At 55.4% G+C, this 25,397-nt stretch carries 24 protein-coding genes; 2 read left to right on the top strand and 22 right to left on the bottom strand.

Translation table 11 applies throughout. The annotated features are described in order from the left end of the window. Nucleotides 1-54: 54 nt before the first annotated feature. From C3938_RS17950 to C3938_RS14925, 13 genes are all read right to left on the bottom strand, one after another. Nucleotides 55-1,029: a hypothetical protein gene (locus tag C3938_RS17950; RefSeq protein ID WP_158681720.1), complete on the bottom strand. Its 975-nt coding sequence runs from the start codon at nt 1,027-1,029 to the stop codon at nt 55-57. 124 nt (nt 1,030-1,153) lie between these two features. After that, the gene (locus C3938_RS14980; RefSeq protein WP_105104038.1) at nt 1,154-1,834 is read right to left on the bottom strand and encodes a DUF998 domain-containing protein; all 681 of its coding nucleotides are present in this window, start codon (nt 1,832-1,834) and stop codon (nt 1,154-1,156) included. Nucleotides 1,835-1,844: 10 nt separating this feature from the next. Continuing rightward, the gene (locus C3938_RS14975) at nt 1,845-2,054 is read right to left on the bottom strand and encodes a transposase (protein WP_105104037.1); all 210 of its coding nucleotides are present in this window, start codon (nt 2,052-2,054) and stop codon (nt 1,845-1,847) included. 150 nt (nt 2,055-2,204) lie between these two features. After that, nucleotides 2,205-4,310 carry a hypothetical protein gene (locus C3938_RS14970; protein ID WP_105104036.1) on the bottom strand — a complete coding sequence of 702 codons (2,106 nt, stop codon included), beginning with the start codon at nt 4,308-4,310 and terminating at the stop codon, nt 2,205-2,207. Between the two features lie 141 nt (nt 4,311-4,451). After that, a complete protein-coding gene (locus C3938_RS14965) occupies nt 4,452-5,327 on the bottom strand; it encodes a DUF2971 domain-containing protein (protein WP_105104035.1) in 876 nt (291 codons plus the stop codon). Between the two features lie 48 nt (nt 5,328-5,375). Beyond that, nucleotides 5,376-5,675, bottom strand: coding sequence for a hypothetical protein (locus C3938_RS14960; RefSeq protein ID WP_105104034.1), 300 nt, complete (start codon nt 5,673-5,675; stop codon nt 5,376-5,378). Nucleotides 5,676-5,764: 89 nt separating this feature from the next. Beyond that, nucleotides 5,765-6,469 (bottom strand): hypothetical protein, encoded by a 705-nt coding sequence (locus C3938_RS14955; protein ID WP_158681719.1) that lies wholly within the window; start codon nt 6,467-6,469, stop codon nt 5,765-5,767. Between the two features lie 8 nt (nt 6,470-6,477). After that, nucleotides 6,478-6,783 (bottom strand): hypothetical protein, encoded by a 306-nt coding sequence (locus C3938_RS14950; protein WP_158681718.1) that lies wholly within the window; start codon nt 6,781-6,783, stop codon nt 6,478-6,480. A gap of 517 nt (nt 6,784-7,300) precedes the next feature. Beyond that, nucleotides 7,301-8,512: a 2-methylaconitate cis-trans isomerase PrpF gene (gene prpF, locus C3938_RS14945; RefSeq protein WP_105104031.1), complete on the bottom strand. Its 1,212-nt coding sequence runs from the start codon at nt 8,510-8,512 to the stop codon at nt 7,301-7,303. 2 nt (nt 8,513-8,514) lie between these two features. Continuing rightward, entirely contained in the window at nt 8,515-11,112 is a 2,598-nt protein-coding gene (gene acnD / locus C3938_RS14940) for a Fe/S-dependent 2-methylisocitrate dehydratase AcnD (RefSeq protein WP_105104030.1), read from the bottom strand. 171 nt (nt 11,113-11,283) lie between these two features. Further along, complete coding sequence (prpC, locus tag C3938_RS14935; RefSeq protein WP_105104029.1) at nt 11,284-12,408, bottom strand: bifunctional 2-methylcitrate synthase/citrate synthase; 1,125 nt, start codon at nt 12,406-12,408, stop codon at nt 11,284-11,286. A 195-nt stretch (nt 12,409-12,603) separates the two neighbouring features. Beyond that, entirely contained in the window at nt 12,604-13,482 is an 879-nt protein-coding gene (prpB, locus tag C3938_RS14930) for a methylisocitrate lyase (RefSeq protein WP_105104028.1), read from the bottom strand. A gap of 22 nt (nt 13,483-13,504) precedes the next feature. Continuing rightward, entirely contained in the window at nt 13,505-14,212 is a 708-nt protein-coding gene (locus C3938_RS14925; RefSeq protein WP_233998938.1) for a GntR family transcriptional regulator, read from the bottom strand. Between the two features lie 420 nt (nt 14,213-14,632). Here C3938_RS14925 and C3938_RS14920 point away from each other — a divergent pair, with 420 nt between their 5' ends. Then, the gene (locus C3938_RS14920) at nt 14,633-15,169 is read left to right on the top strand and encodes a DUF2062 domain-containing protein (RefSeq protein ID WP_105104027.1); all 537 of its coding nucleotides are present in this window, start codon (nt 14,633-14,635) and stop codon (nt 15,167-15,169) included. A gap of 46 nt (nt 15,170-15,215) precedes the next feature. On the opposite strand, the gene C3938_RS14915 is transcribed toward C3938_RS14920, so the two are convergent. From C3938_RS14915 to C3938_RS14900, 4 genes are all read right to left on the bottom strand, one after another. After that, nucleotides 15,216-16,484, bottom strand: coding sequence for a lipoprotein-releasing ABC transporter permease subunit (locus C3938_RS14915; RefSeq protein ID WP_105104026.1), 1,269 nt, complete (start codon nt 16,482-16,484; stop codon nt 15,216-15,218). An 8-nt stretch (nt 16,485-16,492) separates the two neighbouring features. Further along, entirely contained in the window at nt 16,493-17,242 is a 750-nt protein-coding gene (lolD, locus tag C3938_RS14910) for a lipoprotein-releasing ABC transporter ATP-binding protein LolD (RefSeq protein ID WP_105104025.1), read from the bottom strand. An 11-nt stretch (nt 17,243-17,253) separates the two neighbouring features. After that, nucleotides 17,254-18,495 carry a lipoprotein-releasing ABC transporter permease subunit gene (locus C3938_RS14905; protein ID WP_105104024.1) on the bottom strand — a complete coding sequence of 414 codons (1,242 nt, stop codon included), beginning with the start codon at nt 18,493-18,495 and terminating at the stop codon, nt 17,254-17,256. A 97-nt stretch (nt 18,496-18,592) separates the two neighbouring features. Then, nucleotides 18,593-20,239, bottom strand: a complete 1,647-nt coding sequence (locus C3938_RS14900) for an alpha/beta hydrolase (RefSeq protein ID WP_233998937.1) — start codon at nt 20,237-20,239, stop codon at nt 18,593-18,595. A gap of 175 nt (nt 20,240-20,414) precedes the next feature. Here C3938_RS14900 and C3938_RS14895 point away from each other — a divergent pair, with 175 nt between their 5' ends. Beyond that, nucleotides 20,415-20,714, top strand: coding sequence for a hypothetical protein (locus C3938_RS14895; protein WP_105104022.1), 300 nt, complete (start codon nt 20,415-20,417; stop codon nt 20,712-20,714). A 123-nt stretch (nt 20,715-20,837) separates the two neighbouring features. Here C3938_RS14895 and C3938_RS14890 read toward each other — a convergent pair whose 3' ends face one another. The 5 genes from C3938_RS14890 to nqrF all read right to left on the bottom strand — a co-directional run bounded on the left by C3938_RS14890 (nt 20,838) and on the right by nqrF (nt 25,382). After that, nucleotides 20,838-21,305: a thioesterase family protein gene (locus C3938_RS14890; RefSeq protein WP_105104021.1), complete on the bottom strand. Its 468-nt coding sequence runs from the start codon at nt 21,303-21,305 to the stop codon at nt 20,838-20,840. Next, nucleotides 21,302-22,699, bottom strand: a complete 1,398-nt coding sequence (sthA, locus tag C3938_RS14885; protein ID WP_105104020.1) for a Si-specific NAD(P)(+) transhydrogenase — start codon at nt 22,697-22,699, stop codon at nt 21,302-21,304. The genes C3938_RS14890 and sthA overlap by 4 nt, the downstream gene beginning before the upstream one ends. An 89-nt stretch (nt 22,700-22,788) precedes the next feature. Next, on the bottom strand, nt 22,789-23,058 hold the full coding sequence (gene nqrM / locus C3938_RS14880) for a (Na+)-NQR maturation NqrM (RefSeq protein ID WP_105104019.1): 270 nt from the start codon (nt 23,056-23,058) through the stop codon (nt 22,789-22,791). Nucleotides 23,059-23,060: 2 nt separating this feature from the next. Continuing rightward, the gene (locus tag C3938_RS14875) at nt 23,061-24,149 is read right to left on the bottom strand and encodes an FAD:protein FMN transferase (RefSeq protein WP_105104018.1); all 1,089 of its coding nucleotides are present in this window, start codon (nt 24,147-24,149) and stop codon (nt 23,061-23,063) included. A gap of 6 nt (nt 24,150-24,155) precedes the next feature. Continuing rightward, nucleotides 24,156-25,382, bottom strand: coding sequence for an NADH:ubiquinone reductase (Na(+)-transporting) subunit F (gene nqrF, locus C3938_RS14870; RefSeq protein WP_105104017.1), 1,227 nt, complete (start codon nt 25,380-25,382; stop codon nt 24,156-24,158). Nucleotides 25,383-25,397: the final 15 nt, after the last annotated feature.

Raw genomic sequence — 25,397 nt, 5'->3', positions numbered from 1 at the left:
TTTCCCCTTATGGAAAAAAGCGTGCATGGGTTCTCTTCTATTTATTAGACAGAATCAATCGATCCGACGACGTGCTTCATTGGACCGACCAGTAAGCGGCTCACGCACCCGGATTACCTGATCGCGCTTATCCGTATTCTTTTTGGACTTCTTTTCCTGTGTCTTTTTCTTTGGTTGCTCACTCTTTGGCTCCTTACCCTCCTGGGGCGGAACTGGCTTCGCAGCGTTATTGTGCCGATCATTTGGCGCATTGCGCTGGGGCTGACCGCGCAGGTTTTGTGGCTTGGGGCTGTCGCGCACCGCGCGGCGATCGATTGCCGGACGCTCTAATGCAGGAACAACGCGCGGGTCCCGAATGCCGGTTGGCTTGTCCGCGAGTTTAACTGCGCGCACGTCCCGGCGTGGATTCGGAGATGGGTTCCGGTGTTCATTACGACGATCCCCACTGCGGTTATCTGCCTGAGGCGCCCGCGGCTCTGGCACCGCTTTACCAGCAAACCCCTGCTCGCCACCTCGGCCACGATTCTGGCCCTGCCCTGGGCGATCCCGGCCCTCGTCACGACGATCATGTCGTTGCCCATTGCCTTCATGCCGATCCCGCCGATTGTAACCGTCGTCATGATCCTGCCGGCGCGGCGGTGTGTAGTCGCGTCCTCCGGCATAGTGATGGCCATGACGGCGCAAACGCGTATGCCAGCGATCATTGAAGCTTCCCGAGACATAAAAATCTGGGGCGCGATACCAGGGGCCACGCCAGTGACTGGCACTGATCCAATGGTCCTGATACCAACGATAGTAATGCCCCTGTCGATAGAAAACGTCGCTGCGGTCGTAGAACACGTAAACGCCGAGGGTATCGTCGTAGTAGCGATAGCCGGGATCGGTGATCACTGAATAGGAGTAAACCGGAGGAGAATGGCGGACATAGGTGCTCCCGACGTACACCGGCGCAGATGGGTAGGTGACACAGCCACCGAGGGTCAAAGTGATGGTGAGAGCGGTGAGTAATCGGTATGGGAACGGGCGCATGGTGCCTTCTCCTTGGATTCACACCTGCTTTTTACCCCGGCACAACTGAATCGACCCTGAATTTACTCGCAAAAGAACCGAGAACCACCAATACCGAGAAATGAACACAACCCCATAAATTCAGCTACCGTTCAGAAAGCTCGATTTTTACGCGCTCATCTTCATTAGTAATAAATGGCAACATGCGGCTAGCGGTCAGCCATGCAACACCAAATGCGAACAAAGCTGTCGCTTCGACATAGTAAGTCAGCCGCTGAGTAACACCGCTAAAATCTACCCAATCCAGAATATTCAGCAGCTGTACGGCCATGGCGACAACCATCGCAATTGCGCAGATTCTATAAATTAGCCCCCTAGCCTTCGCCTCTTTGGAATCTTTTTCTCTCGCTCTCAGGTAAAACAGCCAACAAAAGATTGCGAGGATAATGAACATTGAAATTGCCGAGGCCGTATGGACAATTCCAGTCACCGTGGGTTCTCTAGCTCCCTCCTCAACACCCCGACCGGTAAAGCAATCGCATGGAAAAAATGCCACTGCTGCGACAGCGACTGCTGCGATTTTGCTTAAGACAGCTTGAAACAAAGAGTAGCCATTATACGACCAGAGAAAAGCCGAGATAACGCAGAGCGAGCCAACGAATACATTTCGGGCATTATCCGTTAAATGGTATGACAGGCTGATCGAGCAGATACTGACCCCAGGCGTCAGCAAGTCCGTGAAAATCGCGAGTGACAAAGCGATAAATCCCACGATGAATTTAGCCGTGTGGTGATCAATTTCTGTGTCTAGTGGCTTCCAATCCATGGACCCAACCTCATACGTTCGGAGTTACCAGCAGGTGGACGTGGTTGGTCATCAACACCCAGGCAGGTACCTGAATATCGAACTCCGTTGCATACTGCTTTAGCCAACCGGCGTAGGCGATCATATCCCACCCTGAACAGAAGCAACCCTGCCGGTTGTTACCTCGCTGTATGAACTGCTGAGGAATCCTCGCAGGACCGAGGCGCGGCAATCTGGCCATCGAACGTTCTCTTCCCTTTTGTCATGGCCACATGACTAACGGATACAAAAACTCAGTGGGTGCTAATGGGTGTCATAATGTTGACCTAACCCCATTTATTATTTCCGCCCAATTTAAAGTACTCTCCATGAGCTCGCAGGAAGCAGAAAATTAAATTTCTACATTTAGTTTTTGTTTATATATTTTTAGTCTATTTTCAGCCCTTTCGATGAATTGGCCATAGAAAAGAACTTCCGAATATAACTCTCCGTACGGAATTCTTGAACTCGGATCAACGATCGCATCCGTACTAAAGTAGCCCAAACCGCTTGGAAACCTAGTGTAATTTAATGGCATTCTGGACTCATCCATACAGTCACCTATTAGATATCCGTATATTTTTTTTATTCTTCCATTCGATTTCGCCGCGATAAGCCTGGCATACTGAGCCAGATCGGGAATATGCTCCTGAATTTCCACGCCGGGAGCCTTAAATTCAATTATAATTGCCGACCCTTCCTGATTAAATATCGCTATATCAGGTCGTTTCAGCCTGTGATCCAGATTGTTTTTTGCAAATAATTTCTCTAACTCTTCGTCAATATCATTCTCGAAAAGTTTCTCAGTTTCATTCCACGGAATTGAAGCCAAAGACTTATCCGACGCTATATGTTCAAAATAGTGATATTCTTCATTCAAGATCCAAATATCATGATCTATTGAATCATTACTATCCCTACCTGTCGGAAAGAAAACATTATGTATTATTTTTTCGTTTTCATTTCTCCCTCTAGAGTTAGCTTGGCAGTTCAGCATAAATTCCTGTGCACGTTTCAACACCTCAAGCATCGAACTTCGTCGCACAACAAGTTGAGACAGATTAGCCATATCCATCTTTTTTATGGTTGATGTATATGTCCACGATAGTGAATTAACCTTTTCCCTAAAGTCCTGAGACCTGGGATCCAAATTTAGAAGCTCCTGCTTTAAATCAAAAATCTTGGAGGTTTCATTGACTATATCTTCCTGATATTTCTTTAAAACTCGCTTTGCAAGATTTTTCTCAGTATCCGTATATCTTACTTTTATCTTTGCCTGCTCAAGCATAGAGCGACTGATACCAAACTTGCTTTCTGTAGAAGAAATTAATTCATCTTTATCAAAATCCAATGGAGTTAAAATACTAAAAACATAATCCTCTAGGGAATCCAACACATCCTGCATGGAAAGACTAAGATCAAAATCATCATTAGCAGAGCACTCACGAGGAATATTGAAGTCATCTCTTTGCTCGTTGACCTTATTTTCCAGGAAGTCACTTTCAACTAACAATAGCTCATATTTTTCATTTATCGGAAGGCGCCTATCTTGACCACCCTTCAAATAAGACTTTGTTACAGATTTCACTAAAGCAGAATTTGCACAAAGTGCAACTTCGTGCCCAAAATCGCTAAACGACGAATATGGGAGCGAATAACGAGTAACCCTAAGAGAGATCGGTGCATCGTCGACACTTCGACCATGCGAGCAACAAAGCGGTACTGATTCAACAGAAACTGGAGATGGCAAATCATCCGACTTAATAACAGCGGATTGTGTAGATTCGTTATCTGTCGAATTTATTGTTATTGTGAAATCGCCAATTATTTTTTTCAGAATAATAAATCGCTGCATAAACGTTAAATACAGGTACCGATGTATCGCCGGCGCAGAAAAGTCCGCTGCAATATTCGATCCACTAAAACCCTTATCATTGAACACATCTTTAAACGAGTTAACAGAGACAATCGTTCTTAAAGATTCCTCCTCCGTATTTTCAGTTTTGAAACTTTGCTCTGTTATCTCATGAATATTTTCATTCGTGCTTATAGTGCGCCTTAGATATTTATCGCCAGAAAAAAATATGCTATCGACGTGAAAATTCCTAAAAAAATGAAAATATTGAATCCTTCCCGCCCCTTTACACTTACCAATCCCTTGAATATTCAAGTAGTCTTTATATGTTGAATCCTTCGTGACAAACGCACGAATCTGGTCATCACCAAACCCAGCCCCATTATCTGTACACTTCAACTTAACGTCATGCTGACAATCATTAAATAAGGTTGAGTTGGTGACTTCTACATCTATATCTATCTTGAGATCTGGCAGGAGCTCCTCACTATTTTTTCGAATGAGATATGAGTCAATTGCATTTGAGACCAGCTCTTCCAAAACCACATATCGATTTGAACTTATGCTCGTATTCTTTAGACCACCCCTTATATCCAGAGCCATAGCCTTTCCTTAGTGAAAAATATTAATCGAAAAACCGAAGTGATCATTTGGCAACAAACATTAAATTAAATAAATGTGATCGACAGAACCTTTCCCCACGACACAATTAAAATAAATTAACAACCTAAGGTTGACACAGCCTCATATATTTTCACCCGCAACAATATTGATCTTAAAGTGAGACTCATCCGGGATACATTTAAGTAGTTGAACGTGAGACATGTTACTGTTTGTAGAAATTGCTAGGCGCGCCTGATCCTCAAGCGTACTTGATGCCCTTGCCCCAAGAATAACTGTCTTAATCGAATCTGTTGGCAACTGAAACAAATGAATATTCTCGGTAATTGAATTAACAACATGGTGCGCATCTTTGAGAGGTCGAAGCACTCTCCACTCACGCTCATAGAACCACTCTTTGCTTTTAACCAAGAACATCTCTGTCCCGTCTAGATCAATAAGGCTGGCGCTAGGGCGAGTATCTCGATACTTAACTTGGCGAAGATAGCCAAACTCGTCTTGATCAGATCTACGAGCATTAAAATATGGATGTCCTGGGTCAAGCTCCAACACAAATCCCGTATGGCTCGCAGCGTAGTGAGCCCACATGAGAAGACTGTTTGGAACTTCACACAGAGAAAGAACTCCCAGCACGTCATCTAACTTGTTAGGAATTGATGAAATAAATTGCTTTGACAAGGTCCCAAGCATCGCCAGAAATTGGTCTTGCTGCTTTTGCATAAATGGTGTTGAAGACTGAATCCACTGCTCAAGGGAAAGACGCGCTCTGACTTCAGCCGGAAAATAGTTGTAAACGGCCTGAAGCTCACCGGGAATTGTTTCAGCGAAAGAAGAGAGAGCTACTTCTTTTGAAGCCAGCCCCTTAATCTCTGGCCTTCCTTCGAATGGATCATTGAATGCTCCTAACGGTGTGTAGCGGATCAATTGATCAGAAAGTATGTTGATGCGGGCCGGCGAGAGATACTTAAATAGCCTTTCCGGTGCACGAAGATCTTCCATAAGCTCTCACGAAGTGGCGTTACTGGTTTGATTTTATTAAGCAATTCCCTAGATTCGCAGCAGTTCATCAGCATTATCCAAACGCCATTGTGCAGCTTCAACAACTTCCGCACTGAACTCGGTTGAAAACTGAACAATAACAGCCTCAAAAGTATTTCTAAGGTCTCCACGATCGCGGAGCACTCTAAAACCAGTTTGTAGATCTGGGCTTTGCACTAGACGAGAAAGAGCCGGTATGTAGCCATTATCATTTAGCATTTGCCTAGTTCGACCAGCAAAATTTCCGATGGCCTCTTCATAGACCTCAATTGTGCGATGTACTTCTGATATCAATTCCGAAGATGCCATATCGGATTCCTTGCTTATACAGTCTGAGTATTAATCACCCCAAGCACGTACACGGCGTCTCTACGCCCTGGGGCTTGGATTTGTTAAATCTATTTCATTGCCTTAAGCAACTCTACCGGAAGAACGCTTTTTAAGTCAGCAAAGTCTTTGTATGTAACGACTCTTTTTGACTTAATATCTACTGGTAATTCATCGAGCAGCTGGGAAACTAGAATTGTTGTTTTATCAAATGCGTGCGCCAACCCGAGCTCATAGAGTACATTAGGGTTTCTCCCCCCAAGATTTGCAACAACAACTTTTGCCTGAACTAGATTCTTTAGAACATGCGAGAAAATATCGCCTTTAAAATTTTGCTCATCTCCTCGAATGCACCTAATGTCTGCTTTTTTGCATATAGACTTGATAACTTCATAAACTTCATCAAATTCACTATGAAACGGCGTAAGTACAAACACGAAATCTTTTTCAATTAGGTCGGATTTATTGAGACCAGCACTTTTTAAAAAACCGTTCAGGGCAATACTTGATTTCTCTGACTCGATTGAGCCCTTGTTGCCATCCAACTGAAGGTGGTATGCGTCCTCAAATCTCGCTGAAGTTTTACTAAGTCTTTTGTTCAATCCATATATTTCTGACTCGACATTGTGACGAAGTAAGTCAAGCTCAATCCTCATCTTCTCTTCGTTATAACGTGACTCTCTTTTCTTTTGCATTGTATAAAACATCAATGCCATAAGTGCTGTCATAGCTAGCATTAAGATGGCAAATGCTACAATAAATTCAAATGAACTCATGCCTCCCATCACCTCACCACCTTAAAAACCAAGAAACTAAAAACACCAAACGTAATAAGTACATTCAAGAACCACAAGCCGAACGAATTCCAATTTTTATCTTCATCAATGTATTCTTTGCACGGCCTATACAACGCCCCTAATTGAAACGCCGCCACTAACAATATCCCGACTATTAGCGTGGCTCGATTATCCAACCAATACTGAATCATTGCCGCTGAAGAAATGGCTACTGAAAGTGCTACAAAAGTAAGATCTACAGGTAGACCCAACCCAATTTCGCCTAATATGGTTGGCGTACTACTTTTGTTCACTATAAAGCTCCTTAACACCGCACTTAGCAATACCAAGAGCGCAGGCACTATGAACGCTTCCACCTATCGAACTTCCTCTTTATTCACCTTATTTCTCCCACTTCCACTGATTAGCACGAAAAACATACGGTTTTTTCAATAGACACATTTATATAATTAGAATTTTTATAACCCTGATCGCCTCGAGGCCTGCACAACCGAAAACACTACAAATCAAATAGTCATCAGTGCCCCCATACATCTATTCAAATTAAACTATAAATCACCTATATGCTTCTGGTTAGACCTACATTCGATAGTATTTCAATTGTCTTTTAAGTCAATGACTTAACCTAACCCCGAGGAACTCAATGTCGAACATTGCTGATCTAGGAGTTTCCCGCCGTAACCTGCCTAAATTTTCGACGACTTCTTGTAAATATAAAAAAAGCGAGCCTCAATTGAGGCTCGCTTTTTCGACATTCGAAGTCAGCTTAGACAGCTCTCACCGCTATTCCCGGTTTCTACTGCAAGCGAATTAGAAGCAGTCGCCTGGTACCCGCACCCACCCTTCCATCAAAATCCGCGCACTGCGGCTCATGATGGCCTTGGTAGCCGTCCACTGCCCATTGGTGATTTCCGCTTCCGCACCAACCCGCAAGGTGCCGGACGGGTGGCCAAAGGTCACCGCATTGCGTTCCCCTCCTCCCGCAGCCAGATTGACCAGGGTGCCGGGAATGGCGGCGGCGGTGCCGATGGCGACGGCGGCGGTGCCCATCATGGCGTGGTGCAGTTTGCCCATTGAGAGCGCGCGCACCAGCAGGTCGATTTCACCAGCGTCCACTTGCTTGCCGCTGGATGCCGCATAGCCCTTGGGGGCCGCGACGAACGCGACCTTGGGGGTATGCTGGCGAGCGGCTGCCTCTTCCACGGTTGCGATCAGGCCCATCTTCACCGCGCCGTGGGCGCGGATGGTTTCGAACATGGCCAGCGCCTTGTCGTCACCGTTGATGGCTTCCTGCAGTTCGGTGCCGGTGTAACCGATATCCGCGGCGTTGACGAAGATGGTCGGGATGCCGGCGTTGATCATGGTGGCCTTTAACGTACCGACGCCGGGCACTTCCAGTTCATCCACCAGGTTGCCGGTGGGGAACATGGAAGACTTTTCACCATCCGCCCCCGCCCCATCCGCCGGGTCCATGAATTCGATCTGGACCTCGGCCGCGGGGAAGGTGACGCCGTCCAGCTCGAAATCACCGGTCTCCTGCACTTCCCCATTTGTGATGGGTACGTGGGCGATGATGGTTTTTTTGATGTTGGCCTGCCAGATGCGCACGGTGCAGATGCCGTTTTCGGGAACACGCGCTGCATCGACAAAACCGCTGTTGATGGCGAAGGCGCCGACGGCGGCGGTGAGGTTGCCGCAGTTGCCGGACCAGTCCACGAACGGCTTGTCGATGGAGACCTGACCGAACAGGTAATCCACGTCGTGCTCCGGCTGCTCGCTCTTCGACAGGATGACGGTTTTGCTGGTGCTGGAGGTGGCTCCGCCCATGCCGTCGGTCTGCTTGCCGTAGGGATCGGGGCTGCCGATCACCCGCAGCAGGAAGTTGTCGCGCGCGGTGCCCGGAACCTGTGCGGATTCCGGGAGGTCCTGCAGACGGAAGAACACACCCTTGCTGGTGCCGCCACGCATGTAGGTGGCGGGCACCCTTATTTGTGGTGATGGGATCTGCGGTGCAAAAGTCATGATCAGGCTGTTGCCTCCGCTTCGAGGAAGTCCTTGGCGAAGCGCTGCAGTACACCGCCGGCTTCGTAAATGGAAACTTCTTCTGCGGTATCCAGGCGGCATTTCACCGGCACTTCTACGGTCTCACCATCCTTGCGGTGGATCAGCAGTGTCAGGGTTGCGCCCGGGGTGCGCTCACCGACCACGTCATAGGTTTCGGTGCCGTCGATGCCGAGGGTCGTGCGGGTGGTGCCCGGCAGGAACTCCAGCGGCAGCACGCCCATGCCGATCAGATTGGTGCGGTGAATGCGCTCGAAGCCTTCCGCCACGATCGCTTCCACTCCGGCGAGGCGCACGCCTTTGGCGGCCCAGTCGCGGGAGGAGCCCTGGCCGTAGTCGGCGCCGGCGATAATGATCAGCGGCTGCTTGCGGTCCATGTAGGTTTCGATGGCTTCCCACATGCGGGTGACTTTGCCTTCCGGCTCGACGCGGGCCAGCGAGCCCTGCTTCACTTCACCGTTTTCGCTGCGCACCATTTCGTTCAACAGTTTCGGGTTGGCGAAGGTGGCGCGCTGAGCGGTGAGGTGATCGCCGCGGTGGGTGGCGTAGGAGTTGAAATCCTCTTCCGGCAGGCCCATTTTCGCTAGGTATTCACCGGCGGCACTGCTGGCCAGGATGGCGTTGGACGGCGACAGGTGGTCGGTGGTGATGTTGTCACCTAGCACCGCCAGCGGGCGCATGCCTTTCAATGTGCGCTCACCGGCGAGTGCGCCTTCCCAGTACGGCGGGCGGCGGATGTAGGTGCTCTGCGGGCGCCAGTTGTACAGGGGCTCGCCCTTCTCAGCTTCCGCTTTATTCAGGTCGAACATTGGGATGTAGACCTCGCGGAACTGCTCCGGCTTCACGCTCTGTTTGACGATCGCGTCGATCTCTTCGTCGCTAGGCCAGATATCTTTCAGGGTGACCGGGTTGCCGCCTTTGTCGTAACCCAGGGCGTCTTTTTCGATATCGAAGCGGATGGTGCCGGCGATGGCGTAGGCCACAACAAGTGGCGGCGAAGCCAGGAACGCCTGCTTGGCGTAGGGGTGGATACGGCCGTCGAAGTTGCGGTTGCCGGACAGTACCGCGGTGGCGTACAGGTCGCGGTCGATCACTTCTTTCTGGATCACCGGGTCCAGCGCGCCGCTCATGCCGTTACAGGTGGTGCAGGCAAACGCGACTACGTCGAAGCCCAGTTGCTGTAGTTCTGGCAGCAGGTCGGCTTCTTCCAGGTACATTTTTACAGTTTTGGAGCCCGGTGCCAGGGAGGTTTTTACCCAGGGCTTGCGGGTCAGGCCGAGCTTGTTGGCGTTGCGCGCAATAAGGCCCGCGGCAATCATGTTGCGCGGGTTGCTGGTGTTGGTGCAGCTGGTGATCGCGGCAATGATCACCGCGCCGTCCGGCATCAGGCCCTCTTCTTCCTTCCACTCTTTGGCGATACCACGGTTGGCCAGTTCGGATACCGGCAGCAGCGCGTGCGGGTTGGACGGGCCGGCGAGGTTGCGGCCTACGGAAGAGAGGTCGAACTTGAGCACGCGCTCGTATTCGGCGTCTTTCAAAGAATCCGCCCACAGACCGGTTTCTTTCGCAAATTTTTCTACCAGGGCTACCTGCGCGTCGTCGCGGCCGGTGAGCTTCAGGTAGTCGATGGTCTGCTCGTCGATGGCGAACATGCCGGCGGTGGCGCCGTATTCGGGCGTCATGTTGGCGATGGTGGCGCGGTCGCCCAGGCTCAGGCTGGAGGCGCCTTCGCCGAAGAATTCGAGATAGGCACCTACCACGCGCTCGCGGCGCAGGAATTCGGTCAGCGCCAGTACCATGTCGGTACCGGTGATACCGGGCTGCAGTTTGCCGGTGAGCTCGACGCCGACGATGTCGGGCAGGCGCATGTAGGAGGCGCGGCCGAGCATGACGCTTTCGGCCTCTAAACCGCCCACGCCCACGGAGATTACGCCGAGCGCATCCACCATCGGGGTGTGGCTGTCGGTGCCGACGCAGGTATCCGGGAAGGCGACGCCGTCTTTTTGCTGCACCACTGGAGACATTTTTTCCAGGTTGATCTGGTGCATGATGCCGTTGCCGGGCGGGATTACGTCGACGTTTTCAAACGCGGTCTTGGTCCAGTTGATGAAGTGGAAGCGGTCTTCGTTGCGGCGCTCTTCGACTTCGCGGTTTTTTTCAAACGCGTTTTTTTCAAAACCGGGGTGTTCGACGGCCAGGGAGTGGTCGACGATCAGCTGGGTGGGCACCACCGGGTTTACTTTGGCGGGGTCACCGCCCTGCTCTGCGATGGCGTCGCGCAGGCCGGCGAGATCCACCAGTGCGGTCTGGCCGAGAATATCGTGGCAGACGACGCGCGCGGGGAACCAGGGGAAATCCAGGTCGCGCTTGCGTTCGATGATTTGCTTCAGGGCTGCGGTGAGGTTTTCGGGTTCGCAGCGGCGTACGAGGTTTTCTGCCAGGATACGGGAGGTATACGGCAGTTTTTCATAGCTACCCGGCTGGATGTTTTCGACTGCCTCGCGAGTGTCGAAATAATCCAGGTCTGTGCCGGGGAGTTTCTTGCGGAATTCGGTGTTCATGGGTTCCACCAAAAAATGATGCTTGGCAAGGTTTGTAGGAGCCTGCCTTGCAGGCGAACAGGTTCGGAGTTCGGTGCTGTTCGCCTGCAAGCAGGCTCCTACAATTTGTGTGTTGGTTGCGCTTCTGTTGGTTCGCCTGCAGGGCAGGCTCCTACAGGGGGGGGTGCGCGATTAACGCTCGGAGATTGGGGTCACTTTCCGCAGTTCGGGACCGACATATTCCGCGCTTGGGCGGATGATGCGGTTGTCGGCGCGCTGTTCAAACACGTGGGCGGCCCAGCCGGTTACGCGGGACATGACGAAGATCGGCGTAAACAGCTTGGTGGGGATGCCCATGAAGTGGTACGCGGACGCGTGGAAGAAGTCGGCGTTACAGAACAGCTTCTTCTCACGCCACATGACTTCTTCACAGCGTACGGAAACCGGGTACAGCACGGTGTCGCCCACGTCGGCGGCCAGTTTTTCGGACCACTGCTTGATGATGGCGTTGCGCGGGTCGGATTCGGTGTAGACCGCGTGGCCGAAGCCCATGATTTTTTCTTTGCGCTCCAGCATGCCCAGCAGTTCTTTTTCCGCTTCGTCGGCGGAAGAGAAACGCTCGATCAGTTCCATCGCGGCTTCGTTGGCGCCGCCGTGCAGCGGGCCGCGCAGGGAGCCGATGGCGCCGGTGATGCAGCTGAACAGGTCAGACAGGGTGGAGGCACATACGCGCGCGGTGAAGGTGGAGGCGTTGAACTCGTGCTCTGCGTACAGGATCAGGGAGACGTTCATTACCTGTGCGTGCAGGTCGTTCGGCTTTTCGTCGCGCAGCATGTGCAGGAAGTGGCCGCCGATGGAATCGTCATCGGTTTCGGTTTCGATGCGCACACCGTCGTGGCTGAAGCGGTACCAGTAACAGATGATGGACGGGAATGCGGCCAGCAGGCGGTTGGCGCGGTCCTGTTGCTGCGCGAAGGACTCTTCGCCTTCCAGGTTGCCCAGCATGGAGCAGCCGGTGCGCATGACGTCCATCGGGTGCGCGTCGGCGGGGATGCGCTCGAGCACTTCGCGCAGCGCCAGTGGCAGGCCGCGCATGGTTTTCAGAATGCCTTTGTAGTCCGCCAGCTGGGCGGCGGTGGGCAGTTCGCCGTTGAAAATCAGGTACGCGACTTCTTCGAACTCGCAGTTTTCCGCGAGGTCTTTGACGTCGTAGCCGCAGTAGGTCAGGCCGGAGCCGGATACGCCCACGGTGGAAAGTGCGGTTTTACCAGCGACCTGGCCGCGCAGGCCTGCTCCGCCAACTTTTTTCTCTGCCATCTCTAATTCCCCTATTCGTCTTTAGTTTGTTTGCCTTGTAGGAGCCTGCTTGCAGGCGAATGGTTGCGGAGTGCAGACCGGTTCGCCTGCAAGCAGGCTCCTACAGGGTCGAGTGGATTTGTAGGAGCCTGCCTTGCAGGCGAACAGGCCAGAGCGCGGTTCGGTTCGCCTGCAGGCAGGCTCCTACGGGGTGCATCATTTATTGAACAGCGCGTCGAGTTTGTCTTCAAACTCGTGGTAGTTCAGGTAATCGTACAGTTCGGCGCGGGTCTGCATGGTGTCTACCACGGCCTGCTGGTCGCCATTGGCCAGAATGCTGGTATAGACGTTTTCCGCGGCTTTGTTCATGGCGCGGAACGCAGACAGCGGGTACAGCACCATGTCGGCACCGGATTCCGCGAGTTCCGCCTTGTTGTACAGGCGGGTTTTGCCGAACTCGGTGATGTTGGCAAGAATCGGGACATTCAAAGCGTCTTTGAACGCGCGGTAGTGTTCCAGCTCGGTCACGGCTTCGGCGAAGATGCCATCGGCGCCCGCTTCGATACACGCCTGTGCGCGTTCGATGCCGGCTTCCAGGCCTTCCTGTGCGAAGGCGTCGGTGCGGGCCATGATGAAGAAGTCATCGTCGGTGCGCGCGTCTACCGCGGCCTTGATGCGGTCGACCATTTCCTCTTTGGAAACGATCTCTTTGTTCGGGCGGTGGCCGCAGCGCTTCTGCGCGACCTGGTCTTCGATGTGCACGGCGGCGGCGCCGGCGCGGATCATTTCTTTGATGGTGCGCGCGATATTGAACGCACCGCCCCAACCGGTGTCGATGTCCACCAGCAGCGGCAGGCTGGAGGCGGCGGTAATGCGGCGCACGTCTTCCAGCACGTTGTCGAGGCTGGTCATGCCGAGGTCCGGCAGGCCGTAGGAGGCATTGGCAACGCCGGCGCCGGAGAGGTAGATCGCCTGGTGGCCGATGCGCTCGGCCATGATCGCGGTGTAGGCGTTGATGGTGCCCACTACCTGCAGCGGCTGGTTTTCTTTCAAAGCCAGGCGGAAGCGTGCGCCGGCGGATTCTGGTCTGCTCATAGACTGCCTCGGTTCTCTCTCGTTAACTGTTCGTCAGTTTCTTTTCAATGTTGCTGCGCGACGCGCGGATATGGCGTCGCATCAGGATTTCTGCCAATTCCCCGTCGCCGGCTTCGATGGCTTCGATGATGTGGCTGTGTTCACGGAAGGCGCGGTGCGCGCGCGGGCTCGCCATACCCAGCTGGTAGCGGTACATGCGCACGCGGTAATAGAGTCGGTTGCAGAGGGTGTCGATCAGCAGATCGTTGTGGGAGGCCTGCACGATGCGGAAATGAAAGTCGAAATCCCCTTCCGGCTGGTAGTAGGCGGTGCCCGCCTGCAGCTCTTCCTGCTGCTCGTGGCGATGCAGCATCTGGCGCAGTTCCACCAGGTCTTCTTGCGAACGATTCTGTGCGGCAAGGCGGCAGGCCATGCCTTCGAGGGCTTCGCGCACGTCGTAGAGTTCCAGCAGGCCGCGTTCGGTGAGCTCCACCACGCGGGCGCCGACATTGACCTTGCGCTCAAGTAAACCGAGGGATTCCAGGCGCATCAGCGCTTCGCGCAGGCTGCCGCGACTGGCGTCGAAGCGGCGGGCCAGTTCCGGCTCGCTGATCTTGCTGCCGGCGGCCATGCGCCCTTCGACGATGTCCTTGCGCAGAGAATAGAACAGGCGGTCAGCGAGGCTCTGGGAGCCGCGAGTGCTTTTCGCTGTTTCTATGTCCGAACTGGTAACCGCGGTATTGGAGTCCACTGGATAGCCCACCCGTTATCGCCCACAACATTGTCGACACTTTTTAGTTTGAGAGAGCTTAAATGGCCACTTTTTCGGCGTCAACCGCAATTTATGTCAACAATTTAGCATTTTGTGACTGGGCAGAGATACTGAGAATCCGAAATCCGGCCACTGGCGTCCCGACTTTTGCGCGGAACCCGTGCCAAATTGGCAAACTGTCGTCTGCGAGAGGGATAACCGAGGCTGAAAGGACCAATCCTGCGGTCGCGGTGAGAATGGTAGTCTTGAAATAGCGATATGGGCATAATAGCGCCCGCGCCGGACCGGGCGCGCGCAAACGGACCATGCCACCCTATCCTTGTGGATGGTTGCGCTGATGATGCACCTTGCCATCAGCATCGAACATGAAAAATCGAGAGTACCGAGCAGATTTGAATCATGCCTAAGAGTGTTATCAGGCGCTGGCTGCCAACTCCCGAACAAGTGCGTGCCAACAATGGCCTGAAGTTTCTCGGCACTCTGCTGCACGACCCCAACCTGTTCCACCTGAACCGCCACTCGGTTTCGGTGGCCTTCGCCGTAGGCATATTCACCAGCTTCCTCCCCCTGCCCGGCCAGATGCTGATTGCCGCAGGCCTGGCGCTCTGGTTCCGCTGCAATCTGCCGCTCTCCATGGCCCTGGTGTGGATCAGCAACCCCATCACCATGCCGGCGATTTTCTACAGCGCCTACAAACTGGGGGCCTGGATACTCGGCACACCGCCGATTCCATTCAAGATTGAGCTGTCCTGGGAGTGGTTGACGGAAGAAGTGGGAAGGATCTGGCTGCCGTTATTTTCCGGCTCGCTGATCTGCGGGATTTTCTTTGCCACGGTCGCCTATTTTGCGATGCAGGCAATCTGGCGGTGGCATGTGGTAAAGCGCTGGAAGGCGCGGCTGGAACTGCGCAAGACGCAGATCGACCAGAGCAACTGAATCGATCTACCCCTCTCCCCATCCCCGAAAGGCATGACGGCAGTGTTTAGAAATCCTGGCGCAGTGCCGCTGCCGGTTGCACGCGACTGGCCTGAAGCGCCGGGTAGAGTGTGGCGATCAGGCTCAACAAAAAGCCCGCGCCCACCACCAGTGCCACATCCCCCCACTGCAATTCTGACGGCAGATAGTCCACGGGATACACGTCGGACTTGAGGAACTGGATACCGAACAGGGACTCCAACCCCGCCACCGCGTCGGTCACCAGCAGCGAGCCGATCACCCCGAGCAACCCGCCCACCAGCACACCAACCAAACCAACCAGCGCGCCTTGACTGACAAACGTGAGCAGGATTTCGCGGGTACTGGCGCCCATGGTGCGCAGGATGGCAATGTCGCCGTGTTTGTCGATGACCACCATCACCAGGGTCGACACCACGTTGAACGCGGCAATGGCAATGATCAGGAATACCAGCAGGCTGACGAGGTTGCGCGACATCTGGATCGCCTGATACAGATTGCCGTGGGTGCCGGTCCAGTCATTGCCGTAGAAACCTTCCGTCGGCAACTGGCGCAACAGGTTCTGGAACACCGCAAACGAGCCCAGCATGTTCTGCACGCGCATCTGTACACCGGCGCCACCAGCGCCACCGGCCAGCGCCTTGGCCTCCGCCCAGTCCACCAGTGCCAGCGAATGGTCCAGCGCAGTGCCGGAATGGAAAATATCCACGACTCTGAAGCCCGCAAGCTGCGCAGCGGTGCGGCCACCGGTTTCGTCATTGCCACTCTGGGGCACGATGATGGAGAGCTGCTCGCCAACGGCGATGCCGAGTTTGTCTGCAATGCCCTTACCGAGAATGATGCCCGGCTCTACGGGATCACTTGTAAGCGCGGCAAAACTGCCCGCCTGCAGAAATTCCCCGATGGTGGACACATTGACGATGGTCTCCGGGTTTACCCCCTGCACCAGCAGCGGTGAGACCTCAAGACCGTTGCGCGCGAGGCCGTTGACCTGCCACACCTCCGCGGCGGCGGTAACACCATCGGCTGCCGCTACCTGGTTGCGCACCGAGGTCCAGTCGATGTCCGGACTCGCGTTATACACCGTGGCATGGGGCATGATGCCGAGAATGCGCTCGCGCAGTTCGCGATCGAAGCCATTCATCACCGACATCACCACGATCATCAGCGCCACGCCGAGGATCAGGCCAATCATGGAGAGGCCGGAAATAAACGACACCAGCCCGCCGGAGTCGTCTCCGCTGCGCTGGGCGCCGGCATAGCGCAGGCCGATAAACGCTGGAAGCGGTCTAAACATGTTTCACCTCAAACGCCGTCGCCCTGCTGCCAGCCGTCCACCAGCTGGCCATCCACGAGATGCAGACAGCGGTCCAGCGCACCGGCGAGGTCCGGGTCGTGGGTGACAATGACAAAGCTGATGCCGGTTTCGTCGTTGAGACGATCCATCAGCTTGTGAATTTCTTTGGCGGTTGAGCGGTCGAGGTTACCGGTGGGTTCATCCATCAGTACACATGCGGGCCGCGCCACCAGGGCTCGGGCAATGGCGACACGCTGGCGTTCACCGCCAGACAGCTGCGCGGGCTTGTGGTCCAGGCGCTGGCCGAGGCCGACCGCTTCCAGCATCTCTTTTGCCTGAGCGCGGGAATCTGCCACGGAGCGCTTGCCGATCAACAGCGGCATGGCGACGTTTTCCAGGGCGGTGAATTCGTTCAGCAGATGGTGAAACTGGTACACAAACCCGAGGCTGCTGTTGCGCAACCAGCCGCGCTCGTTGGCGTTGAGTGACGCCAGATTTTTACCGTCCACCCAGACCTCGCCGGTGCTTGGCGTGTCCAGACCACCCAGCAGGTTCAACAGCGTGGACTTGCCGGAGCCCGAGGCACCGACAATGGCCAGCCGCTCGCCTTTCGGCACCTGCAGCTCAACACCCCGCAACACTTGCAGTTCGTTGGCGCCCTGGCGGTAGGTTTTGGTGAGGCCGTGACAGGCGAGTACTACTTCCAGGTCGGCCTGTGGGCGCGATTCTTCGGGATGGATTTCCACTTGGCTGTTCATCTGATTATTCGTTACTCGTATCGCAGTGCTTCCGCGGGCGCAATCTGCGCCGCGCGCCAAGCGGGGAATAAAGTCGCCAGCAGGCTCATAATGATCGCCGCGCTCAACACCAGCACCGCGTCGGCGGTGCGGAATTCCGACGGCAGGAAGCTGACGAAGAACACCCGCGGATCAAATATTTTCATCCCCACCACATTTTCGATCCAGGACACCAGATCGGTGAGGTTCAGCGCAATCAGCGTGCCGAGAAGACCGCCCGCCACCGCGCCGATAATGCCAATGGCACTGCCCTGCACCACAAACACCGCCATGATCTGACGCGACGTGAGGCCGAGGGTGCGCAGCACGGCGATGTCGGAGCGCTTGTCTGCCACCATCAGTACCAGCGCGGACACAATATTGAATGCGGCCACCGCCACGATGATCATCAGCATCAGGGTGACGACGGTTTTCTCCATCTTCACCGCCTGGAACAGGCTGCCCTGGGAGTGACTCCAGTCTTCCCCGGTGAAGCCCTCCCCCAGCGCAGCGGCGTAGCCCTCCACCGCCCCGAGGGCGTTGTTCATATCGTCAAACTTGAGCTGCAGCCCCTGCACCTTGCCGGGCATACGCAACAGGCGCGCGGCATCGTCCAGATGCATGAGCGCCATGTTCTGGTCCACCTGGGCACCCACGGAAAACACGCCGGCGACGGTAAAGCGCTTGGTGCGGGGGAAAATACCGGCGGGGGTAATGGTGACTTCCGGCAGGGTGAGAATGACACTGTCGCCGGGGATGACACCCAGCTGACGCGCGAGAATACGCCCGAGCACGATGTGGTAACTGCGCGGCTGCAGCCCGTCGAGACTGCCCATCAGCATATGTTCGCCGACGGAAGAAACTTCTCTCAGGGCAGTCGGATCAACACCCTGGAATTCCACGCCGTGAGACTGGTTGTTGGCACCGAGCAGCGCAAATCCACGCACGAAGGGACTGGCGGCCAGCACATGGGGTTGTTGACGCAGATCACCGGCGACCGCTTGCCAGTCATCGAGGCCTTCTTTCTTTTCCACGAATCCGTGGGGCACCACGGACAGGATGCGGGTTTTGAGTTCCCGATCGAAACCGTTCATCACCGAAGTGACCACGATCAGTGCCAGTACACCCAGCGCCATGCCCAGCAAAGAGAAGCCATTGATAAAAGAAATGAACTGCTGCCGGCGGCGGGCGGCCACATAGCGCAGGCCGATATAGAGGGGAACTGGTTTTATCATGGAGCTGATTTAAGCGGAAAAACGCCAAGAAATCCAAGTATTTACGCGCAAAAAGCGCGTCACATCGACACCTTCGACCACGCCCGCGGTAAAAAAGTCAGCGCGGATTCCACTTCAGCAGTTTTTCATTCAGCTGCTTGAGCTTTTCCGCATCCCATCCGGGCGGCGCCACCAGCTGGTGCCAGGCGTGCACATAGTCAGACGGCGCGTAGCTGTGGCCGAACCCCATCGGGGCGATACCCGCGTGCATGTCCATCGCCAGCTGCAACATGGTCACAATGGGATACCACTGCAGGTCTGGTGAGACATCCGGTGCGCGCGGCGCTTTCATCCAGGCCGGCATCCGGTAAGCGGCCTCCGGCTCGAAAAACACAATCGGATCGCTGCCATGCTGCAGGTAGGCAAGGCGGAAATCCCCCCACGCCGCGCGGCCCTTCTCGTAACCCCCAAAATGGTTGCCAAATCGCACCACGGCGCCATCCCGAAACTCCGGTAACCACGCCGGCGAACCGGCATCCCGATCCGCGGTAACCTCACGCCAGGTATCACTGCGAAACGGGGGCCCCACCCACAGGGCGCCCTGGAACGGATCGTTGATAATGTCGTAGAAGTCGAAGGAGCGATCGGAATTGAGTGCGCCCAGACTCAGCCCGAACAGGTACAGCCTGGGCCGGGTATCCCGCGGTAGTGCAGCCCAGTGGCCGTAGACGGTCCGAAACAGCGCCTGCGCGGTTTCGCGGCCATAGGCGTCCTGCGTCATCAGCGCGATCGGGCTCGGCAGATAGGAGTACTGTGCGGCGACGCTGGCGACATTTCCTCGTAACAGATATTCGATCGAATTGATCGCGCCGGGGTCCACCCAGCCGGTGCCGGTGGGCGTAATCAGGATCAGGTAGGGGCGGTCAAATCCCCCTACCCTTATCAATTCTTTCAACGCGAGTTCCGCACGTTCCGCCGGTGTTTCCGCGGCATTCAGGCCTACGTAGACACGAATCGGGTCTTCTGCCCTACCGGTCACCTCAGCAATATCCCGGGCCTTGGGCCCCAGAACGAGGTAACGCCGCCCCTGGTGGCCCATGTCCTGCCAGCGAATCAACGACGCGGCGCTTCCCGGTGTCATCGGGTCTGTGGGCACCGCCATGTCCGGTGCAATCCCCGCGTCGAGCTGCTGATAGATACGGTCCACACGCTTCAGTGCGGCGGTAAGAATGACATCGTTGAACGCCGACCAGAACAGAGCCGTAGCGGCGAGCAGTCCCAACAGCAGAGAAATACGCCGCGGCGCACGCCGCTCCAGCTTGCCCGACAGGAAGTAGAAAAGACGCCGAAACAGCTTGGCGATACCGATTAGCACCAGAAACACCAGAATCGCGACCACGGCTACGGTAAGCGGACGAACGCCCGGTGCTTCCTCCAGCCCCATCAGCCCGCGCACGGTATTCTGCCAATGCGCGGCTCGCCACAGAAAAGCTACTGCCAGCAACAGGCACAAGCTGACGGTGATCCAGCGCAGAATTCTGCTGGTGCGCTCACCAGTGGCAGGCAGTTCCAGAAAGATCCACAACCAGTGAAGAAAAACACCCACGCCGTAACCGGCCGCCAGTGAGAAGCCGGAGATAACGCCCTGTACCACCCCCTCGCGAGGAATCAGCGAAGGCGTCAACGACAGCGCGAAGAAGATGGTCGCCACCAGCAGACCGGCGGTGGAAAAATAGCGGGTGAGCCGCATTCGTGACTGTCCCATGAGTCAAGTTCGAATTTCAGACTAGCACACGCCGGGCGAGCGGTATCGACGGCTACCGCGATAAGCGCAGTTACCGGGCGAATCAGGGAAAGGAAAAACGTGAAGAATGCCCTCTGTTTCGGCAGAATATCTGCTTTAATGCTCGACAACTCGAATAAACAACAGGGGAGCCTACATGTTCTCAACCACCACCCTGCGCAACCTGACTCTGGCCGGCCTCCTCGGCCTGACCATTTCCGCCTCCGCCACCTGGGCGGAAACCATCGAAGTGCCGGTGGGCAGCCAAGGGGTCGTTGCCGAAGCCTCTCATCTTCGCGGCAAGAAACAGGAACAGGTAACCCGGGAACTGGGTGAACCACTCTCCGTGCAGGGGCCGGTGGGTGCACCCGCGATCTCCCGCTGGGAGTATGGCAATTTCTACGTCTACTTCGAGAACGACCGGGTTCTGCACACGGTGGCTAAACACCAGGGTTGAGAACTGAAAAACATACGCTGAACTATGCTAACCCGTCTCCGCCAGCGATGAGCGAAAGCAACGTCCCTACAGGGCCAATCTGACGGGAATCTTTTATTTTGCCTCTGCGTTACGGCCACATGTTCAATACAGAAAGGTGGCCGTACCGGTGGCGATCAGTTCGTCCACATCGTTGTGAAGCTCCATACGGGTAACCACCAGCTTGTTACCCACTCTCAGGATGGAGCCGCTGCAGATGAAACGCTCACCGCGCCCCGGCTTCAGGTAATCCACCCGCATATCCACCGTCCCCAATCGCATCAGACGCTGCATTTTTTCTTCCCAGTCAATGGCACCGCCCATGCGCTGATACGCGGCCACCATTGCCGTGAAGCCACCAACCTGATCCAGCGCGGTGGCAATCACACCACCGTGAAGAATGTTGTGGAAGTGATTGCCGATCAGTTTTGGGTTGCTCTCAAATCTGGCGGATAGCGTCTGCTGCTCCAAATCGACCTCGTGCAGTTTGAGGCCGATTTCCCGCACAAAGGGCACCCCTTCAAAGACGCCCTCGATCAACTGGAAGAATTCGCTATACGAAGGTTCCGTCACAGTCGGGTTACCCGGTTGAGTCCGTCCAGTGCGGCACTGCGATAGGCTTCCGCCATGGTCGGATAGTTGAAGGTGGTGTTGACGAAAAAGTCGATCCGGTTATTCGGTGCCGGCTGCTTCATGATCGCCTGACCGATGTGCACGATCTCCGCCGCTTCCGCACCGAAGCAGTGGATACCGAGAATTTCCCGGGTCTCGATGTGGAACAGAATTTTCAGCATACCCACACGTTCACCGGAGATCTGCGCGCGTGCGGTGTGCTTGAACAATGCACGGCCCACTTCGTAAGGCACCTTGGCATTGGTCAGCTCGCTTTCCGTTTTACCCACCGAGGAGATTTCCGGGAGCGTGTAAATACCCGTGGGAGCGTCTTCAATCACGCGATGATCGCGCCCGGCGATGGCATCCGCCGCAGCGCGCCCCTGGTCATAGGAAGCGCTGGCCAGGCTCGGCCAGCCGATGACGTCGCCCACCGCAAAAACATTCTCAACCGCGGTGCAGTAGTGATCATCCACCGCCAACTGGCCGCGGTGATTGGCTTCGAGACCAATATGTTCGAGGCCGAGTGAGCCGGTATTACCGGAGCGGCCGTTACACCACAGCAGCGCATCGGCGGAAATCCGCTTGCCGGACTGCATTTCCATGGTCACGCCGCGATTGCTGCCGGCCACTTTCGCGTACTCTTCCCGATGACGCACGGTCACGCCCATATCGCGCAAGTGGTAGCTGAGCGCATCGGAAATTTCGTCGTCGAGAAATTCCAGCAAGTGGCTACGGCTGTTGATCAAGTCCACCTTCATGCCGAGGGCGGCAAAAATGGACGCGTACTCACAACCGATAACACCGGCACCATAGATGATGATGGACTGCGGCGTGTGCTCCATATCCAGGATGGTGTCGCTGTCATAGACTCGCGGGTGATTGAAATCTACGTCTGCAGGGCGATACGGGCGCGATCCCGTTGCAATGACAAATTTCTCGGCGGTAACAATTTCCCGTGCGCCATCCGCCAGTTGCACCACGACACTGTTGGCGTCCTTGAACTGGGCATCGCCCACAATCAGATCCACACGGTTGCGCGCGTAAAAACTGGTGTGCATTTCCACCTGATAGGAAATGACCTTGTTCACCGTCTGCATGACTTCAGGAAACGTCAGACGACGCGGCTCACCGAGTACGCGGAATACTGGCTGGGTGTTGTAACGCATCAGCTGTTTGACGGAATGACGCAGGGCTTTGGAGGGAATGGTGCCCTTGTGGGTACAGTTGCCACCCACCGCCTGGCTGCGCTCGATGACCGCTACACGCAGGCCCTTCTTGGCAGCACTCATGGCCGCAGCCTCGCCCGCCGGGCCCGAGCCGATCACTACCAGGTCGTACTTGGAATTTGCCATTGATTTACTGTCTTTGCTTTTTTAGAAATACCCACCGCGGTACAAAAACGCCACCGCGGCTTCTCCAACTGGGATGCGCAGTATCAGAGCTATTTGCCCTGTTTTTTACTCGCGGCAGTCGCGTCGTAGGCGAGATCAGTATCCGCAGACTCTTTCGCCAGAGCGGCCTGACGCTGGCGCTCCTGTTCTTTTTCACATTCGACGTCGTCACCGCCGCAAATGTCGCAATCCTTTTTCATACCGATTTTGTTGAGACCGCCACAGGACCCTTTGAGCGGTTTGTTCTGGACAATCGCGCCGAGCGCCATACCTGCAACGATGAGAATCATCGCAACGAACGCAAGAATATAAATAGTCACGGTTACCTCCCCTGACGTTCAAGATAAGGGCTGAATGCGCTACTGACGCGCTCCTCAAACCCGGAGTCGGTTTTTACCAGCAAAAAGACCGCCAGTTGCTGCTCTTCCGCCAATTTTAGCGCTGCGTCGGCGCCCATCACATTCAGTGCCGTGGCATAGCCATCCGCTGCAGCACAGGTCTCGGCAATGACGGTGACCGATGCCAGCTTGTGCTCCACGGGCCGCCCCGTGCGCGGATCGATAGTGTGCGCATAGCGCTTGCCGTCGCGCTCGTAATAGTTGCGGTAATCCCCGGACGTGGCGATACCCTTGCCGCTTACCTGGATGGGTTTCTGCACCACCTGGCCGGCGCTCGGCCGCTCAATACCCACACGCCATACCGCGCCCTGAGGATTGACCCCGGCCGTGCGCAGTTCACCACCCACTTCCACCAGGTAATTGGCGATGCCCCGCGCTTCCAGCAGGTCTGCCACACGATCCACGCCATGCCCCTTGGCAATGGCGGACAGATCGATGGTAACCGCGCGGGATTTCGTAAGAACGAGACCATTGAGATCCAGCGCGTCAGAACCGATCGCCTGTACCAGTGACGCGATTTCGTCTTCCGCAGGAATCTTCTCCGGCTCCGGTAGAGGGCCAAACCCCCACAGATTCACCAGCGGACCAACGGTGACATCGAAGGCACCATCGCTGTGGCGGTAGATTTCCAGTGAGCGCGCAATGACATCCGCGAGATGCGCGGAAATCTCCACACCCTCCCCCACTGGTGCAGCGTTAAAGCGCATCAGTTCCGAGTCCGGGATATAGGTGGACATTTCCTGGTTGACCGCTGCCAGTTCGGCATCGATGACCGACTGCAGCTCCGCCTTGCTCACACCCGGTGGCACATCGGTCACCGTAATGTGATACGCCGTGCCCATGGTCGGGCCAGACAGCTTCCAGGTCGTTTTCTCCGGCGCACAGGACGCCAGCAGAACCAGGGAGAGGACAAAAATAGCGCGCGAGGCACCCGCAAACCCGGAGGCTACAAACAAAAACAGGGCCGAATACAGCGGCCCTGTTTTTGTGGATGCGTTAGCAAATCCAATCATGCGCGATCAGCCACCGAAGTCGTCGAGCAGGATGTTTTCATCCTCTACGCCCAGGTTCTTCAGCATGTTGATCACCGCGGCGTTCATCATGGGCGGTCCGCACATGTAGAACTCGCAGTCTTCCGGTGCCGGATGGTTCTTCAGGTAGTTTTCATACACCACGTTGTGAATGAACCCTGTGTAACCGGTCCAGTTGTCTTCCGGCTGCGGGTCGGACAGCGCAATGTGCCACTGGAAGTTGTCGAACTCTTCCTGCAGACCGTTGTAGTCGTCCTCGTAGAACATCTCGCGCAGGGAGCGCGCGCCGTACCAGAAGCTGATCTTGCGCTTGCTGTTCAGGCGCTTCAGCTGGTCGAAGATGTGTGAACGCATCGGCGCCATACCGGCACCACCACCGATGAAGACCATCTCGTTGTCGGTATCTTTGGCGAAGAATTCACCGAAGGGACCGTACACACGCATTTTGTCGCCCGGCTTCAGGTTGAAGACGTAGGAAGACATCTGGCCCGGGGGAATGCCCTCGGTACGTGGCGGCGGAGTGGCGATACGAATGTTGAACTTAACAACGCCCTTCTCTTCCGGATAGTTGGCCATGGAATAGGCGCGCACTACCGGCTCGGTCACCTTGGACTCCAGCTTGAAGAAGCCGAAGTGCTCCCAGTCTCCGCGGTATTCCGGCTGAATATCGAAGTCGGAGAATTTCACGTGATGGGGCGGCGCTTCCAGCTGCACGTAACCGCCAGCACGGAAGTCCACGTTCTCGCCTTCCGGCAGACGCAGGGTCAGCTCTTTGATGAAGGTGGCCACGTTCGGGTTGGATTCCACAGTGCACTCCCACTGCTTCACGCCAAACACCTCTTCCGGCACCTCGATCTTCATGTCCTGCTTCACAGCCACCTGACAGGACAGGCGCTTGCCGGCTTTGGCATCGCGCGGGGTGAAGTGCGCAGCCTCGGTCGGCAGCATGTCACCGCCACCTTCGAGCACCTTACACACACACTGGGCGCAGCTGCCGCCGCCACCGCAGGCGGATGCCAGGAACAGGTTGTTCGCCGCCAGGGTCTGCAGCAGTTTGCCACCCGCGGGAACGGTAAGAGTCTTCTCACCGTTGACCTCGATGTTGACGTCACCGGTGTTCACCAGGCGCGAGCGGGCAACCAGAATGATGGCTACCAGCGCCAGCACGATCACGGTGAACATGCCTACGCCAAAATAAATATCCGTTAATTCCATGTTATTCGACCTCCC

Source organism: Microbulbifer pacificus (assembly GCF_002959965.1).
Classification (GTDB): Bacteria; Pseudomonadota; Gammaproteobacteria; order Pseudomonadales; family Cellvibrionaceae; genus Microbulbifer; species Microbulbifer pacificus_A.
Note: the sequence above shows the minus strand (reverse complement) of the source record. Positions and strands in the feature narration are given on the sequence as shown.

What these genes read in the sequence shown, in the direction of transcription:
- C3938_RS14915 (WP_105104026.1), bottom strand. Translation starts at nt 16,484, where the DNA reads ATGTTTAGACCGCTTCCAGCGTTTATCGGCCTGCGCTATGCCGGCGCC.
- acnD (WP_105104030.1), bottom strand. Translation starts at nt 11,112, where the DNA reads ATGAACACCGAATTCCGCAAGAAACTCCCCGGCACAGACCTGGATTAT.
- lolD (WP_105104025.1), bottom strand. Translation starts at nt 17,242, where the DNA reads ATGAACAGCCAAGTGGAAATCCATCCCGAAGAATCGCGCCCACAGGCC.
- C3938_RS14900 (WP_233998937.1), bottom strand. Translation starts at nt 20,239, where the DNA reads ATGGGACAGTCACGAATGCGGCTCACCCGCTATTTTTCCACCGCCGGT.
- C3938_RS14895 (WP_105104022.1), top strand. Translation starts at nt 20,415, where the DNA reads ATGTTCTCAACCACCACCCTGCGCAACCTGACTCTGGCCGGCCTCCTC.
- C3938_RS17950 (WP_158681720.1), bottom strand. Translation starts at nt 1,029, where the DNA reads ATGCGCCCGTTCCCATACCGATTACTCACCGCTCTCACCATCACTTTG.
- C3938_RS14975 (WP_105104037.1), bottom strand. Translation starts at nt 2,054, where the DNA reads ATGGCCAGATTGCCGCGCCTCGGTCCTGCGAGGATTCCTCAGCAGTTC.
- C3938_RS14970 (WP_105104036.1), bottom strand. Translation starts at nt 4,310, where the DNA reads ATGGCTCTGGATATAAGGGGTGGTCTAAAGAATACGAGCATAAGTTCA.
- prpC (WP_105104029.1), bottom strand. Translation starts at nt 12,408, where the DNA reads ATGGCAGAGAAAAAAGTTGGCGGAGCAGGCCTGCGCGGCCAGGTCGCT.
- C3938_RS14960 (WP_105104034.1), bottom strand. Translation starts at nt 5,675, where the DNA reads ATGGCATCTTCGGAATTGATATCAGAAGTACATCGCACAATTGAGGTC.
- sthA (WP_105104020.1), bottom strand. Translation starts at nt 22,699, where the DNA reads ATGGCAAATTCCAAGTACGACCTGGTAGTGATCGGCTCGGGCCCGGCG.
- nqrF (WP_105104017.1), bottom strand. Translation starts at nt 25,382, where the DNA reads ATGGAATTAACGGATATTTATTTTGGCGTAGGCATGTTCACCGTGATC.
- C3938_RS14965 (WP_105104035.1), bottom strand. Translation starts at nt 5,327, where the DNA reads ATGGAAGATCTTCGTGCACCGGAAAGGCTATTTAAGTATCTCTCGCCG.
- C3938_RS14955 (WP_158681719.1), bottom strand. Translation starts at nt 6,469, where the DNA reads ATGAGTTCATTTGAATTTATTGTAGCATTTGCCATCTTAATGCTAGCT.
- C3938_RS14875 (WP_105104018.1), bottom strand. Translation starts at nt 24,149, where the DNA reads ATGATTGGATTTGCTAACGCATCCACAAAAACAGGGCCGCTGTATTCG.
- prpF (WP_105104031.1), bottom strand. Translation starts at nt 8,512, where the DNA reads ATGACTTTTGCACCGCAGATCCCATCACCACAAATAAGGGTGCCCGCC.
- prpB (WP_105104028.1), bottom strand. Translation starts at nt 13,482, where the DNA reads ATGAGCAGACCAGAATCCGCCGGCGCACGCTTCCGCCTGGCTTTGAAA.
- C3938_RS14980 (WP_105104038.1), bottom strand. Translation starts at nt 1,834, where the DNA reads ATGGATTGGAAGCCACTAGACACAGAAATTGATCACCACACGGCTAAA.
- C3938_RS14920 (WP_105104027.1), top strand. Translation starts at nt 14,633, where the DNA reads ATGCCTAAGAGTGTTATCAGGCGCTGGCTGCCAACTCCCGAACAAGTG.
- C3938_RS14905 (WP_105104024.1), bottom strand. Translation starts at nt 18,495, where the DNA reads ATGATAAAACCAGTTCCCCTCTATATCGGCCTGCGCTATGTGGCCGCC.